The sequence below is a fragment of the Pseudomonas sp. NPDC087697 genome (assembly GCF_044743155.1).
Classification (GTDB): domain Bacteria; phylum Pseudomonadota; class Gammaproteobacteria; order Pseudomonadales; family Pseudomonadaceae; genus Aquipseudomonas.
The window spans coordinates 33,244-47,871 of sequence record NZ_JBIUVW010000048.1 but is presented as its reverse complement, the minus strand read 5'-3'; the positions used below and the strand labels follow the sequence as shown (position 1 = coordinate 47,871).

Sequence of the window (14,628 nt, the reverse complement as noted above, 5' to 3'; positions counted from 1 at the left end):
CTGCCGAACCACATCGTCAACGGCAAGCTGGATACAGCCAAGCTGGAACGCACCGTGAACACCGCCGTTCGCATGCTCGATAACGTTATCGACATCAACTACTACTCGGTGCCACAAGCGAAGAACTCCAACTTCAAGCACCGTCCGGTCGGCCTGGGCATCATGGGCTTCCAGGACGCTTTGTACCTGCAGCACATCCCTTACGGTTCCGACGCTGCTGTCGAGTTCGCCGACAAGTCGATGGAAGCGGTCAGCTACTACGCGATCCAGGCTTCCTGCGACCTGGCTGACGAGCGTGGCGCTTACGAGACGTTCCAGGGTTCGCTGTGGTCCAAAGGCATCCTGCCGCTGGATTCGCAACAGATCCTGATCGAACAGCGTGGCCAGAAGTACATCGACGTTGACCTGAACGAATCCCTGGACTGGGCGCCGGTGCGTGCTCGCGTACAGAAAGGTATTCGTAACTCCAACATCATGGCCATCGCACCGACCGCGACCATCGCCAACATCACTGGCGTATCGCAGTCGATCGAACCGACCTACCAGAACCTCTATGTGAAATCGAACCTGTCGGGCGAATTCACCGTGATTAACCCGTACCTGGTTCGCGACCTCAAGGCTCGCGGTCTGTGGGACTCGGTCATGATCAACGACCTGAAATACTACGACGGTTCCGTGCAGCAGATCGAACGCATCCCGCAAGAACTCAAAGAGCTCTACGCGACTGCATTCGAAGTCGACACCAAGTGGATCGTTGACGCGGCCAGCCGTCGTCAGAAGTGGATCGACCAGGCTCAGTCGCTGAACCTGTACATCGCCGGCGCATCGGGCAAGAAGCTCGACGTGACCTACCGCATGGCTTTGTACCGTGGCCTGAAAACCACTTACTACCTCCGTGCCCTGGCCGCGACCAGCACCGAGAAGTCGACCATCAACACCGGCAAGCTGAACGCTGTTTCCAGCGGCGGCAACCACGGTGACGACTCGATCCTGGCTGCTCCAGCCGGTCCTGCTCCAGTGCCGAAGGCGTGCGCCATCGACGAGCCGGATTGCGAAGCTTGCCAATAAGCTGAGCCGGTAAGCGCTGCAAGGCGCTAACCTGAAACCCCCGATGAATCCTCTGGATTGATCGGGGGTTTTCTTTTGCCTCCAGGAAAGTGCCGCCTGGTCTGTCGTCTTCGCGAGCAAGCCCGCTCCCACAGGGGAACGCATTCAAATGTGGGAGCGGGCTTGCTCGCGAAGAGACCGGCACTGACACCTGAGACATCGGCACCCGCCACAAATCCCGACCACAAAAAAGCCCCTCTTTCGAGGGGCTCTTTGTGAAGCGCTATCTGCCAACCAGCATCAGGTCATCTGAATGATGGTCGTCATGATCGCGCTTTGGGTCGAGATGGTCTTGGCGTTCGCCTGGTAGTTGCTTTGCGCCTGAATCAAGCTGACCAGTTCGTTGGTCAAGTTGACGTTGGACCCTTCCAGGGAGTTGGACGAGATGGACCCCAGCGTACCCGTGGTCGGCGCGTCATAACCCGGGATACCCGAGGCGAACGTTTCTTTCCAACTGGTGCCGCCGACGGCTTGCAGACCTTGTTCATTGGTGAAGCTGGCCAAGGCAACCTGACCGATAGCCTTGTTCTGGTTGTTGCTGAAGTTGGCGAAGAGGGTGCCGGTGCCGTCGATGGTCAGGTTGGTGATTTCGCCCGTGGCGTAACCATCCTGAGCCGGAATCGAGCGGGCCGAATCAGCGTTGAACTGTGTGGTGTTAGTCATCGAAATGGTCATGCCGGTCGCGCTTGGTGCCGCACCGTTGGCCGTCCACACACCGTTGGTGACAGTACCCGGCACCCAGCTGGCCAACGTCAGGGCGTTGGTTGCGTTAGGTGCCGCAGGCGTCGCCGGTGGTGTTGCCACAGAAACCAGTTTGCCGGCCGAATCAAACGTCAGGGTCGAAGCGATCGGGGCGGTGACTTTCGGGTCGCTGCCGGTGGCATCCGGGTTGCGACCGTCTACCAGAGTGTAAGTCTTCCAGGTGTTGCCACCGGTCTTCACCATGTATTGATCCATGACGTGCGAGTTACCCTGGCTATCATAGATCGGCGTACTGAACGATTTGGTGTAGGTGGCGAGGTTGCTCGGGTCGAATTTGTTGGCGGGAATCGTGTCGTCGATCACCGCAGCGGTCGAGTTCAGGTTGATCGTCGAGGACACGGTCGAGGTTGGCTTTGGTGCCAGGTTCGAGGTGTCGATCTTCAGGTCGGTCAACACACCATTGATGATCTTGCCGTTGGCGTCCGCCGCGTAGCCCTGCAAACGAGAAGTGTAGTCAGTGTTGGTAACGTAGCCGCTTTTGTCGACCTTGAACGTACCGGCCCGGGTGTAGGACTCCGAGCCGTTGTTGCTCAGGGTAAAGAAGCCAGAGCCGTTAATGGCCATGTCCAGCACGTTACCGGTGTTGCTGATATCACCTTGGGTAAACTGCTGGGAAACGTTGGCCAGGCGTACGCCGCTGCCGACGACTTTACTGCCGTTACCCAGCTTGGTTGCCGAGTAGACATCCGAGAACTCTGCGCGGGAGGACTTGAAACCGGAGGTCGCGACGTTGGCGATGTTGTTGCCGGTCACGTCCAGTTGTTTGTTGGCGGCATAGAGACCGCTAAGGCCGATATTGAAAGACATATTCCACTCCTTTGTGCCGCGTTAGCCGGCTCTATATACCAATGGTTTGAACTTTGGACAGGGCGATGGAGCCCAGGCCTGCAAGGTTCAGCATCAACTCGCCGCCGGTTTGACTGATGGTCACGCTGTTGACCGTTGCTGGCAGGTAGGTGGCCAGGTCGGTCGCCGTGCCGTTGACCGGGGCATTGGCCTTGAAGGTGTACGTGCCCGCCGGGACCAAAGTGCCGCTACTGTCCTTGCCGTCCCAACTGAAGCTGGCACTGCCCGCGGGCTGGCTGCCCAGATCGAGGGTTCTCACGACGTTTCCGCTTGAGTCGCTAATCTTCACCGTGCCATCGGAGATCGACGATGTCAGATTGACCGTACCGGTCAGGCCTTTGCTCGCGTCGCTGATCTGGGCAGTACTGGTTTGCGCAATCACCGAACGCCCCACCAGAGAAGAAGCCTGCAAGGCCTGGGAAGAGTTGAAATTACTGGCCAGGGAACTCACGGTCGTGTTGAGGGAGGTGATCCCTTCAAGGCTGCTGAACTGCGCCAGTTGAGCGACGAATGCGCCGTTGTCCTGCGGTGAAAGCGGGTTCTGGTTCTTTAGCTGGGTCACCAGCAATTGCAGGAACGCGTCCTTGCCCAACGCCTTGCTGCCGGTCGCGCTCTTGGTTGCTGCCGCCAGGGTATTGGTGGTCGAACTGCTGGTCTTGACCGAAGAGTTCGCCAGGATGTCGGTCATGCTCAGGCTGCTGGTGGTATCGGTAACACTCATCGAAGTCGCCCCTTATCACTGACCGAGGGTCAGGACCTTCTGCATCATGGTTTTGGCGGTATTCATCATTTCCGCGTTGGTCTGGAACGAACGACTGGCGGAAATCATGTCGGCCATTTCCTCAACCACATTGACGTTGGGGTAATAGACATAACCCTTGGCATCAGCCGCCGGATGGTTCGGCTCGTAGCGTGCTTCGAGGTTGCTTTGATCTTCGACTACACCAAGCACCTGCACGCCCTGGCCTGCGGCATCCTGGTTCTGGAACAGCGAACCGCTGCCACCGGACTGGCCGCCCTGGAACATGGTGGCGAACACCGGGTGACGGGCACGGTAGGTCTGATCGATGCTCGAAGAGACGGTCTCGGCGTTGGCGATGTTACTGGCGACGGTGTTCAAGCGAGTGGTTTGAGCACTCATGCCGCTACCGGCAATGTTGAAAACACTGGACAGAGACATTGATTACTCCCCGCGCAGGGCTGATACCAGCCCTTTGAATTTGCTGTTGAGCAACGTGAAGCTGGCCTGGAAGTTGACCGCGTTTTCCGCGTAGTTCGACTGTTCCAGCTGGGCGTCCACGGTGTTTTGGTCAATCGACGGTTGCATCGGCGTGCGATACAGCAACGACTCGTCACCACTGCTCAGACCTTGGGCTTCGATATGACGGCTATTGGTCATGTTCAGAGCAAAGGTGCCGTTCTTGTTCTTGTCGTTCTGGGCGGCCAGCACCGACGAGAAGTCCAGATCCCGAGCCTTGTAGTTCGGGGTATCGGCGTTGGCAATGTTGTTGGCCAGGACTTCGGCACGCTGAGCGCGGAAGCCCAGGGCTTGTTCGTGGATACCGAGCGCTTTATCGAAGCTGATGCTCATGTCGGAAACCTTTGGGTGACCTGATTTTTCGTAACAGGGTTATAGCAAGCCCCGTGCCACCTTATAAAACCCCTGTAAACCGGGGCTTTGCGGGCGGCGGCAAAGCGGCAATGCCAGAAAAGCGGCAACGGATTTCCGTCGCATGCCGCTTTTCTGCCGCTTGTTAACGATCACTGAGGAGCAATGTGGGAGCGGGCTTGCTCGCGAAAGCGTCGTGTCAGTCGACATTTACTTTGACTGGCATACCGCCTTCGCGAGCAAGCCCGCTCCCACATTGAACAGGTGTGGTTCCGAAGGAATTTGGCACGCATAAAAAAACGGGAGCCCCTGAGGACTCCCGCTTTTTATGCAGCACCGACTACCGACCAATCACTTCGCCTGGTAGATGATCCCCGGGCTGCACTGGACCATCTGATAGTGATCCGGCAAACCGTTCAGCGCTTCGGAAGCACCCAGGAACAGATACCCGCCAGGCTTCAGCGTGCTGTGAATGCGCATCAGGATGTCTTTCTTCACTTCGGCAGAGAAGTAGATCAACACGTTGCGGCAGAACACGATGTCGAACTTGCCGAGACTGGCGTAGCTGTCCAGCAGGTTGAACGAGCGGAACTCTACCCGACTCTTGATCGGTGCCTTGATTGCCCAACGTCCCGGCCCTTTCGGATCGAAGTAACGTTGCAAGCGCTCCGGCGAAAGACCGCGACCGATCGCCAGGCTGTCGTACTCGCCGGTCTTGCAGTTGGTCAGCATGGTCCCGGACAAGTCGGTCGCAACGATCTGCACCCCCATCTTCAACTGACCCATATTGACCCGCTCGAACTCATCGATCGACATCGACAGCGAATACGGTTCCTGTCCGGACGAGCAAGCCGCCGACCAGATCCGCAGACGCTGTCCTGGACTTGCCTTGATGGACTCGGGCAGCACTTTGTTCTTCAGGACTTCAAACGGATAGGTGTCGCGAAACCAGAGGGTTTCGTTCGTCGTCATCGCGTCCACCACCATCTCGCGCAAACCACTGCGCGGTTGGGTCTGAATGCGCTGAACCAACTCACCCAAGGACTTGATGCCTTGCTGTTCCATCAGTTTGTTGAGACGGCTCGACACCAGATACTGCTTGTTTTCACCGAGCAAAATGCCACAGGCTTTTTCCAGGAAGACCCGGAACTGTTCAAAATCCAAATTACCCGTAGACAATGATGCCGCCTCTTAAATCGTGTTGACCGCCAGGAGCGAAAGCCACTAGCTGTTGTCTGCTGCTTTGATCCGGTCGACTACCCGGGATGCCAGGTCATCAGGACGGAATTTGGCAAGAAAGTCATCGGCACCGACTTTCTTCACCATCGCCTGATTGAACACACCTGACAACGAAGTATGCAGGATGATATGAAGCTTTTGCATGCGAGGGTCGTTGCGGATCTCGCTCGTAAGGGTGTAACCGTCCATTTCGGGCATTTCGATGTCGGAAATCATCATCAAAAACTCTTCTTCCGGCTTCTTGCCCTCGTCGACCAGTTTGCGCAGGTAATCCAGCGCTTGCCGGCCGTCGTTCAACGAAACGACTTCAACCCCCACCGTCTGCAAGCAACGCGTGATCTGCTTGCGCGCCACCGACGAGTCATCGACCGTCAGCACGCGCAAGGAAATCGCCTTGTGCTGGGTTTCGACATCTATCACGCCAGCCGAAATCACATCCGAGGTCGGCGCCACTTCCGCCAGGACCTTTTCCACGTCGATGATTTCGACTAACTGATTGTCGACTCGAGTCACAGCGGTCAGGTAATGATCACGACCCGTGCCCTTGGGCGGTGGATGGATCTCTTCCCAGTTCATGTTGACGATCCGCTCGACCGACCTCACCAAAAAACCCTGGGTCTTGGTGTTGTACTCCGTGATGATTACGAAGGGATTGCTTTGATCCTGCAACCCGCCTGAGCCGGTCGCCATTGCCAGATCCAGAATCGGAATGGTTGCCCCCCGAATATTCGCCACACCGCACACGACAGGACTGGATTTGGGCATCAAGGTCAGTTTGGGGCATTGCAGCACCTCCCGAACCTTGAACACGTTGATCCCGTAAAGCTGCTGGCCGTCGAGACGGAACAGCAACAGCTCCAGGCGATTCTGCCCTACCAGTTGCGTGCGCTGGTTTACCGAATCCATTACACCAGCCATGCCCAGACTCCTACACCACCAACGCTAAGTGTGTTGCGACGCACATTCATCACTAAACGGCACGGCGCTTGCTTTTTAACTGTTATGAACGCAAAAACGACATTTTCCCGACGCCTGACATCAATGTGCCGCAAATTTTTGGGCGCTATATCAGCCGTATGCCTGTTGAACGCTGGCAGCCCTGCCCTTGCTGACCCGGTTACCTTGCCTGATCTACTTATCGGCGTCACTCAGGGCTTTCTTGAATTCACCGTAGAAGACTATCTGGCCACGAGTCAAACCGAAGGGCGCTACGAAATCGAGGTCAACAAACTCGATCCGCGCATGCACATGCCGGCATGCGACAAGGAATTGACAGCGACACTGGAAAGTCCGGCCAGGCCTATAGGCCGGGTTACGGTGAAAGTCCGTTGTGATGGCGCCTCCCCCTGGACCGTCTTCGTACCCGCTCAAGTCCGCCTGTTTCGCGAGGTCGTCACCACCACTCGCCCCCTCAATCGGACCGGGATCATCGAGCCTTCAGACGTGATGCTGCGCGAGCGCGATATCAGCCTGATCAATCAGGGATATCTGACAAACGTCGATCAAGCCATCGGACAAAAACTTGCCCGACCAATGGTCATCGATCAAGTCATTACCCTCGTTCATCTGGAGCAGGCAGAAGTCGTACGCAAGGGCGATCAGGTAGTCATTACCGCCCGCAGCGGCACACTCAGTGTGCGGATGCCGGGCGAAGCGCTGTCCAATGGCGGTCTGAACGAGCAGATTCGGGTCAAAAACCTCAACTCCCAACGGGTCATCAAGGCGCAAGTCATGGCCCCGGGCCAGGTGGAAGTCTCTATGTAGATAACTGGCGCACAACCGTCCTGTTCCCTAAACTGTGCCTCACGCAGGGCAAATACCGACGCGCCCGAGCTCATCAATATTGAGCCTAAAGTTTTTCCGGGTATGGCCGAAAACATGGCAAGCGTCCAAATTCCCAGAGGTTTTTTATCATGGTCATCGATTTCAGCCGTTTAAACAGCTCCCCCACGCTCGCAAGCAGCACGCGGACCAGCGTCAGCAAGGAAACCGGCGATGCCGGCAAATCCGCGCCGCTGAGTACCTCGACCGAACAGGTCAGTGCCACCCAAAGCGGGGAATCGGTACACCTCAGCAATGAGGCTCAACAGTTGCAGAAGATCACTGACAAGCTGCGCGATCAGCCTGCCGTCGACAACGCCCGCGTGGCCGAGTTGAAAGCAGCGATTGCCGATGGCAGCTATAAAGTCGACAGCAACCGTGTAGCCAGCAAACTGCTCAACTTCGAAGCCCAGCGCTAGCCAAAGGCCTGCGCCAGGCTTTTGGACGCTTAAAACCCAAGGCCAGCCATGCACGACACTAATTTACTGCAACTGATCACCGATGACTTTGCTCCAGCTCAACAGTTGCTGGAGCTGCTGAAGACCGAATCCCTCGCCTTGCACGGCCGCGACATGCCGCTGCTCGAAGACATTCTGGCGCAGAAACAGGCACTGATCATTCTGCTGGAACAGCATGGCCGCAAACGCAGCGAAATACTCGCGAGCCTGAACCTGCCTGCCAGCCGCGCAGGCCTGGAACAGTTCGCCACCCAATCAAGCATTGGCGATCAGTTGCTGACCCAAAGCGACGCTCTGACCCAACTCCTTGCAGATTGCCAAGCCGCCAACGAACTCAATGGCCGCTCGATCCAGCTGCAACAAGCCACCACCGCCAATCAGCTGAAAATCCTCAACGGTGGCGAGCCTCCAGCGCTTTATGACGCCCGTGGATCAACCTCCATGCTTGCGAAGCCGCGCGCGCTCAGTCAGGCTTGAACTCATAAATCAGCGTGCTCTATCAAGGCGCGAAACATGCTGGCAGAATGCTGGCTCTTGCGTGTGACCGTATTCTGTCTGGAGATTGATAAACCGTGTTCAACGCCTTAAGCGCGGAAGATGCTCCGCAGCCACCCAAGGTGCTCAGCACCCCGTTGGAAATCACCGGCAACCTGCGAATGCTGCAAGAGAGCCATGATCCCCTGATCATCACGTTCCACGAGCGCAGCCAGCGCTTTCAGAGCTACCTGATCGATATCGATCGCGAAAGCAACATGATTGCCCTGGACGAAATGATCCCTCGCGATGGCGAGCGTTTCCTGCTTGCCGGTGAAGCTTTCCGGGTTGAAGGCTTTCATGATGGCGTACGCATTGCCTGGGAAAGCAACGGCACACTGACCATCGACGAATCCAATGGCAGCCGCTGCTACCGTGGCACGCTGCCCGATGAAGTGGTTTATCACCAGCGTCGCAACGCGTTTCGCGCCGCCTTGAAACTGGCACAACTGGTGAACATCGAACTCGGTGGCGATAAGCTCAAAACCCCCGTCAGCGGCAAACTGCTGGACATCTCGGCGACAGGTTGCAAGCTGCGCTTTGCAGGCGACATCACCAGCGGGCTTCAGCTGGGTCAGGTCTATGAACGCTTCATCGCCGCCCTGCCCTTCGGCAGCATGACGGCACCGGTCGAACTGCGTTATCTGCATCACGAAGAGAGAATCGACACCACCTTCGCCGGCGTACGCTTTCATAACATGAGCGGACTGGTGCAGCGTCAGGTCGAACGATTCGTCTATCAGTTGCAACGCGAAGCGCGCCGCTTCGACAAAGACGATTTCTGATCCACACGCGTGAAAAAACGGGCAGTCCCTTTCGGTGACTGCCCGTTTTTTTTGCCTCTACGGTCTGGCCTCGGTAAAACTTTGCGGGCGCTCCGGCCCAGGATCATCCGGCTTTTCGTCAGAGTCGCCAGCGTCCTCGGCGTCGACCTTTGCGTCCCGCTCCGGATCAGGGCTCGCGCCATTTTGCATCTGGTCATGCACGACCTGCTCATCGACCCGCGGATCGAGAGCCGCCACCAGTGGTGAGCTCGACATGCTTTCTGGCATCGCCACGTGATGCAGCGGTGCATCATCCACCTGATGCAGATTGGTCACCGCTTTCGGCCGGATGCGCCATACCAGCACCAACGCAAAGAAGCTGAAGAACGCATAGAGCATCTGACTGCCAAACAACTTCATCAGCACACCCGCCACCAGCGGCCCGATGCTCGCCCCCACTCCGTAAGTCACCAGCAGCATGGCGGTCAGCGATACCCGCCTATCGCCCTCGACGTGGTCGTTGGAAAACGCTACCGCCAACGGGTACAGACAGAACTGCACCAATGAGCAGACGAAGCCCGCGATAAACAGCACCTCAAGCGGCACCTGCGGCATGATCGCCAACGGCAACGCCGCCAACGCCAGGCAAAAGGCAAAACTGCGAATCAGCAGCGCCCGATCATAACGATCCGACAACCAGCCCAACGGCCACTGCACCACCAACCCGGCAAAGATGCAGCACCCCATGAACAGACCGACCTGTTCAGTGGAAAGCCCTTGCTGGGACGCGTACAACGGCGCCAGACCATAGAACGCACCGAGGATCAGTCCAGCGCCAAGCACCGTACTGAGGGACTGCGGAACCCGCTTCATGAAAAAACGCGGCTCCATCGGCGCCGGGTGCAAGGGGGCCGGGTGAATGCGCCGGGTCAGGGCGACCGGCACCAGGCACAGCGCAAAACACAGCGCCACCAGCATCAGCAGCTCCAGCCCCAGGGACGGGTGCATGACCAAAATCAACTGACCCAGCACCAGCCCCAGGTACGAAGCGATCATGTAGCCGCTGAACACCACCCCGCGCTGCTTGGTATCGGCCTGCTCGTTCAGCCAGCTCTCGATAACCATGTACTGGCACATCATCCCCAGGCCTACGATCATCCGCAGCACCAGCCAGGCTGGCAGCCAGTCGATCAGACCGTGCCCCAGCACCGCCGCGCCGACGATCCCGGCACAGGCCGAGTAGGCCCGAATATGACCGACCCTGGCGATCAGTCGATGGCCGATCTTCCCGCCCAGCACCAGACCGAAATAGTTGGCCGCCATCAGCGCACCGACCCACAGACTGTCGACATGGTCCGCTGCCAGGCGCAAGCCCAGGTAAGTACTGAGCAGGCCCGAGCCGATCAACATCATCAGGGAGGCGAAATAAAGTGCTCGAAAGGATTTCCAGATTTGGCGCATCGGCGTTCCGAGCGGCTCCTTGCAGTGAGTATCGGGCTACCTCAACGATAGCCCGACGGCGACGGATCGGTTAGGCCTGGGCTGCTAAAACGCGCCGCTCCCAGGGAGTGATTTCATCAAGGAAACTGGTCAACTCCATGGTCTTCGAAGCGATGTAGCCTTCGATGAACTCCTTGCCGAACAGTTCCTTCGCCAATTGGCTACGTTTCAGACGCTCAAGGGCGGCATGCAAGGTACAAGGCAACGACAAACTTTCCGGTACTTCAAACTCGCCCTGGATCGCCGGCGTCGGTTCCAGCTCGTTTTCAATGCCATGCAGCCCGGCCGCAAGGCTTGCTGCAATCGCCAGATACGGGTTGGCGTCGGCGCCTGGCAGACGGTTCTCGACCCGCCGTGCCTCTGGCGAGCTGGCTGGAATCCGCAAACCTGCTGCCCGGTTATCATGAGACCAGCAGGCGTTATTCGGTGATGCGTAAGGATGGCACAGACGCTGATAAGAGTTCACGTTTGGCGCAAACAACGCAGTGAAATCCGCCATGCCAGCCTGCTGGCCACCAATGAAATGACGGAAGATTGCGGTCGGCTGTCCGGCATCATCGCTGAACACATTCCGCCCCGTGCCAATCTCGACGATACTCTGGTGAATGTGCATCGAGCTGCCAGGCGTATGCGCCAGTGGCTTGGCCATGCACACCACGGTCAGGTGATGCTTGAGTGCGACTTCCTTGAGCAGGTGCTTGAACAGGAATGTCTGGTCGGCCAGCAACAACGGATCACCGTGCAGCAGATTGATCTCGAACTGGCTGATACCCATTTCGTGCATGAAGGTATCGCGCGGCAATCCCAGGGCCGCCATGCATTCGTAGACCTCACTGAAGAACGGGCGCAAACCGTTATTGGAGCTGACACTGAATGCCGAATGACCTTCCTCGCGACGTCCATCCAGCCCTACCGGCGGCTGGAATGGCTGGGTCGGGTCGGTGTTCGGTGCAAAAACAAAGAACTCCATCTCGGTCGCCACGACCGGCGCCAGGCCGAGCGCCGCATAACGAGCGATCACCGCTTTCAACTGGCCGCGCGTGGAAAGACGTGAACTTTCCCCGCTCAATTCATCGGCGTCGCAAATGGCCAACGCGCGAGGCTGCTTGCTCCAGGGCAGACGGTGAATGTGTTTCGGATCGGCATTGAGCGCCAGATCGCCGTCGTCACTGCCGTAAAACCGCGCAGGCGGATAACCACCCATGATGCATTGCAGCAGAACACCACGCGCCATCTGCAAACGCCGCCCCTCGAGGAAACCCTCGGCGGTCATTACCTTGCCGCGTGGCACGCCATTGAGATCCGGAGTGACACATTCAATCTCATCAATGCCCGTCAATCGCTGCGCGAGTGAACGCTGGCCATCGGTCGTCATGACTCTATCCTTGTAGTGCGCAAGCCGCGAACGGCGACGTGTACAAAATAGGCACCAGCCGTTCGGAATATCAAGCACCGCCTTACAAAAATGTAGGAGCTGCCGAAGGCTGCGATCCTTTGATTTTTGCGTCATTGATGACGCCGGAAGATCAAAGGATCGCAGCCTTCGGCAGCTCCTACAAAAAGCAGCGTTCAGCGTGGCAGATATCAGGGCAGATAAAGACTGAACAATCCACCGCCCAGTGGACCACCATTGCGAATCTCGGTGCGCCCATGCTCACCGTTGCGCTGGTGCAACTGCGCAATGCGCGCGGCAAAGTACAGGCCAAGGCCGGTGCTGCCACTGGCCGGGTTAATGCCCTGCACGTAATCCGCCTGACGCTCGATCATCTGGGCCGGGAACCCCTCACCGTCGTCATTGATCGACATCACCAGTTGCCCGGTTTCTTCGCCCACGGTGATCAACAGCGAATGCCGGGCATAACGAATGGCATTGTTGATCGCATTGGCCAGCACCGTTCCAATCAGTTCCCGGTCGAAGAACCCGAGAGGACTCAAGGGATCGACCTCGTACGTCACCAGAATGCCGCGACTTTTGAACACGTCCTGATGAGCCGCCAACTGTGCTTCGATGAAATCGTCCAGCTCGTGATAGTCCGGGCGCAACGGCAACTGGTTGACGCCGAGTTTGTAGAGCCCCAGCAGCTGAACCAGCATGCCGTTGAGGTGAGCGAACTCATAGTCGATCACACCCTGCTCGGCGGTTTGCTGCTGAGCAGCAGGCAAACGCGCAAGCCACTGTCCATGGGCCTGCATCAGCAAAGCCAGGGAGTTCTTCATGTCGTGCACGGTGGAGGCAATCACCGTGGAAAAGTCTAGCCCCTCGTCTGCATCACTCATTCATCAAACGCCTTGCTTCGCAGCTTCTGATAACGCGGATAACGCGCATCGCTCTCGGGCATCATGCCCACCATTTTCAGGCACGTGCGGCACTCTTCCAGCAGCGCTGAGTCGAGGTTGGCATCGGCTCCGTGCAACAGCGATTGCGCCATGTTGAGGGCAATACTGATGTTCTTCGGCTGCAACAACAGTGCGCCGCGGAAAAGCTCCCGCGCCTCGGGCAGCGCGCCCGCCTTGTAACTGCGCACACCCTGGCGGTTGAGATCTGCCGCCGCGTTGCCGGAGTTGAGAATCGCCGGATCGTCAGTCTGCTTGGCGATGCCTTGCATCACCACCGGGTCGTCACCGTAAATCTCTGCACAGTTTTTCAACATCGAATTACCTGCATCGGTCTGCCCCAGCATCTTCAACTGCTTGGCGACCAGCAACGCCGCTTCGGCGCTCATGAACTGCTCCATGCCATCAAGACGGCTCAGTGCCTGCTCCGTCAGCTTCTCAGCGGTTTCGGCATCGTTGAGCAGCAGGCTGGTGGCTTTCATCAAGCGCGCCCGGATCTGCAGCCCCGGATCGTTGATATTTTCCTTGGCTACGGCGCTCAGGGTCTGGTTGATCTCCAGTCGCGTGCGGGTATCCAGACCTTTTTCGCTACCTTTACTGATCAGCGCGTGGGCCAGACCCAGATTGCTTTCCGGGTCCTTGAAGCGTGACTGCGCCCCCTGGGAAACCGCCTGACGATAGGCTTTCGCTGCGCCTTCGAAGTCTTCGTTGGTCATCGCCAACTTGCCCAGCAACGATTGGCGACGCACCGCCAAGGGTGACAACCGAACGGCTTCTTCCAGCACATTCTGTGCAGCTTTGGTGTCGCCTTCAGCGACCAGCACATCAGCCAGACCATCATACAGCGCCGGCATCATCGGGAAGGCCTTCAGCGCCTTTTCGTACACAGCTCTTGCCTGACCTGCCTGGCCACGCTTGAACAACAATCGCCCCAGACCTACATAGGCCCAAGGCAAAGGGCGATCCGCCAGAATGCTGTTGTACAAGCGCTCCAGCGCCTCATTCTGATTCATATCGCGCAGCGCATCGGCGCGGTAGCGCAGGCACAGTGGCGAATAGCGCGAATCCTGCTTGCACAGTTCAATGCAGGCATTCAGCACTTCAACAGGCTTGCCCCGATCCAGCGCTTGCAGAATCGGCTTGAGCAACGTTTTGCGCTGTTCCAGCCGCTCCAGCCTCTGGGCCAGACCGGCACGGTTGAAAGGCTTGGTCAGATAAGCATCCGGCTCATGCTCGAGCGCACTGAGCACCATCGCCTGACTGCTTTCGGCAGTGACCATCAGGAACACGCTTTCATGGCTGATCAGCTTCTCGACCATCAGGTCTTCGAGCACCTGCTGACCGTTCTTCTTGCCATCGCCAAGGTGATAATCCTGCAGGATGAAGTCGTAGCGCTTCTGCGCACACATGCGCAGCGCCACCTCGCCCGTGTCGGCGGTGTCGACATCCTTGACACCCAGCTCACGCAACATCGACCTGACCGAACTACGGAAATCCGAGAAATCATCGACGATCAAAAAGCTCTTTTGGTGGTACGCCAGCATCGAAGATTCCAGGCAATTAAGAAGATGAACCCAAAGACAAATGCAGGGACCAGCTCAACTTCGCTGCCCATTGAGGCGTCGCGCAGGACAACGGCCCATTGGGTTATCGG

At 57.7% G+C, this 14,628-nt stretch carries 14 protein-coding genes and 1 pseudogene; 5 read left to right on the top strand and 10 right to left on the bottom strand.

Annotated elements, in window-relative coordinates; genetic code table 11:
- Positions 1–1,068: pseudogene (locus ACIPIN_RS24990) on the top strand (ribonucleoside-diphosphate reductase subunit alpha); the annotation flags it as partial.
- A 279-nt stretch (positions 1,069–1,347) separates the two neighbouring features.
- On the opposite strand, the gene flgE reads toward ACIPIN_RS24990, so the two are convergent.
- From flgE to ACIPIN_RS24960, 6 genes are all read right to left on the bottom strand, one after another.
- Entirely contained in the window at positions 1,348–2,676 is a 1,329-nt protein-coding gene (gene flgE, locus ACIPIN_RS24985) for a flagellar hook protein FlgE (protein WP_401123384.1), read from the bottom strand.
- 31 nt (positions 2,677–2,707) lie between these two features.
- The gene (flgD, locus tag ACIPIN_RS24980) at positions 2,708–3,436 is read right to left on the bottom strand and encodes a flagellar hook assembly protein FlgD (protein ID WP_401123381.1); all 729 of its coding nucleotides are present in this window, start codon (positions 3,434–3,436) and stop codon (positions 2,708–2,710) included.
- A 15-nt stretch (positions 3,437–3,451) separates the two neighbouring features.
- Entirely contained in the window at positions 3,452–3,895 is a 444-nt protein-coding gene (flgC, locus tag ACIPIN_RS24975) for a flagellar basal body rod protein FlgC (protein ID WP_401123379.1), read from the bottom strand.
- Positions 3,896–3,898: 3 nt separating this feature from the next.
- Positions 3,899–4,306 carry a flagellar basal body rod protein FlgB gene (flgB, locus tag ACIPIN_RS24970; RefSeq protein ID WP_123426802.1) on the bottom strand — a complete coding sequence of 136 codons (408 nt, stop codon included), beginning with the start codon at positions 4,304–4,306 and terminating at the stop codon, positions 3,899–3,901.
- A gap of 369 nt (positions 4,307–4,675) precedes the next feature.
- The gene (cheR, locus tag ACIPIN_RS24965; protein WP_123426801.1) at positions 4,676–5,503 is read right to left on the bottom strand and encodes a protein-glutamate O-methyltransferase CheR; all 828 of its coding nucleotides are present in this window, start codon (positions 5,501–5,503) and stop codon (positions 4,676–4,678) included.
- A 45-nt stretch (positions 5,504–5,548) separates the two neighbouring features.
- Entirely contained in the window at positions 5,549–6,481 is a 933-nt protein-coding gene (locus ACIPIN_RS24960) for a chemotaxis protein CheV (protein ID WP_401123376.1), read from the bottom strand.
- 84 nt (positions 6,482–6,565) lie between these two features.
- Here ACIPIN_RS24960 and flgA point away from each other — a divergent pair, with 84 nt between their 5' ends.
- From flgA to ACIPIN_RS24940, 4 genes are all read left to right on the top strand, one after another.
- Positions 6,566–7,327: a flagellar basal body P-ring formation chaperone FlgA gene (flgA, locus tag ACIPIN_RS24955; RefSeq protein ID WP_401123374.1), complete on the top strand. Its 762-nt coding sequence runs from the start codon at positions 6,566–6,568 to the stop codon at positions 7,325–7,327.
- A gap of 149 nt (positions 7,328–7,476) precedes the next feature.
- The gene (flgM, locus tag ACIPIN_RS24950) at positions 7,477–7,803 is read left to right on the top strand and encodes a flagellar biosynthesis anti-sigma factor FlgM (protein WP_401123372.1); all 327 of its coding nucleotides are present in this window, start codon (positions 7,477–7,479) and stop codon (positions 7,801–7,803) included.
- 48 nt (positions 7,804–7,851) lie between these two features.
- On the top strand, positions 7,852–8,319 hold the full coding sequence (locus ACIPIN_RS24945) for a flagella synthesis protein FlgN (protein ID WP_401123369.1): 468 nt from the start codon (positions 7,852–7,854) through the stop codon (positions 8,317–8,319).
- A 95-nt stretch (positions 8,320–8,414) separates the two neighbouring features.
- A complete protein-coding gene (locus ACIPIN_RS24940; RefSeq protein WP_401123367.1) occupies positions 8,415–9,161 on the top strand; it encodes a flagellar brake protein in 747 nt (248 codons plus the stop codon).
- Between the two features lie 57 nt (positions 9,162–9,218).
- Here ACIPIN_RS24940 and ACIPIN_RS24935 read toward each other — a convergent pair whose 3' ends face one another.
- The 4 genes from ACIPIN_RS24935 to ACIPIN_RS24920 all read right to left on the bottom strand — a co-directional run bounded on the left by ACIPIN_RS24935 (position 9,219) and on the right by ACIPIN_RS24920 (position 14,518).
- Positions 9,219–10,601, bottom strand: coding sequence for an MFS transporter (locus ACIPIN_RS24935; protein WP_401123364.1), 1,383 nt, complete (start codon positions 10,599–10,601; stop codon positions 9,219–9,221).
- 70 nt (positions 10,602–10,671) lie between these two features.
- The gene (locus ACIPIN_RS24930; protein WP_401123391.1) at positions 10,672–11,913 is read right to left on the bottom strand and encodes a glutamine synthetase family protein; all 1,242 of its coding nucleotides are present in this window, start codon (positions 11,911–11,913) and stop codon (positions 10,672–10,674) included.
- Positions 11,914–12,224: 311 nt separating this feature from the next.
- Positions 12,225–12,917 (bottom strand): sensor histidine kinase, encoded by a 693-nt coding sequence (locus ACIPIN_RS24925; RefSeq protein WP_401123362.1) that lies wholly within the window; start codon positions 12,915–12,917, stop codon positions 12,225–12,227.
- Entirely contained in the window at positions 12,914–14,518 is a 1,605-nt protein-coding gene (locus tag ACIPIN_RS24920; protein WP_401123360.1) for a response regulator, read from the bottom strand. Before ACIPIN_RS24920 ends, ACIPIN_RS24925 begins: the two co-directional genes overlap by 4 nt.
- Between the last annotated feature and the right edge of the window lie 110 nt (positions 14,519–14,628).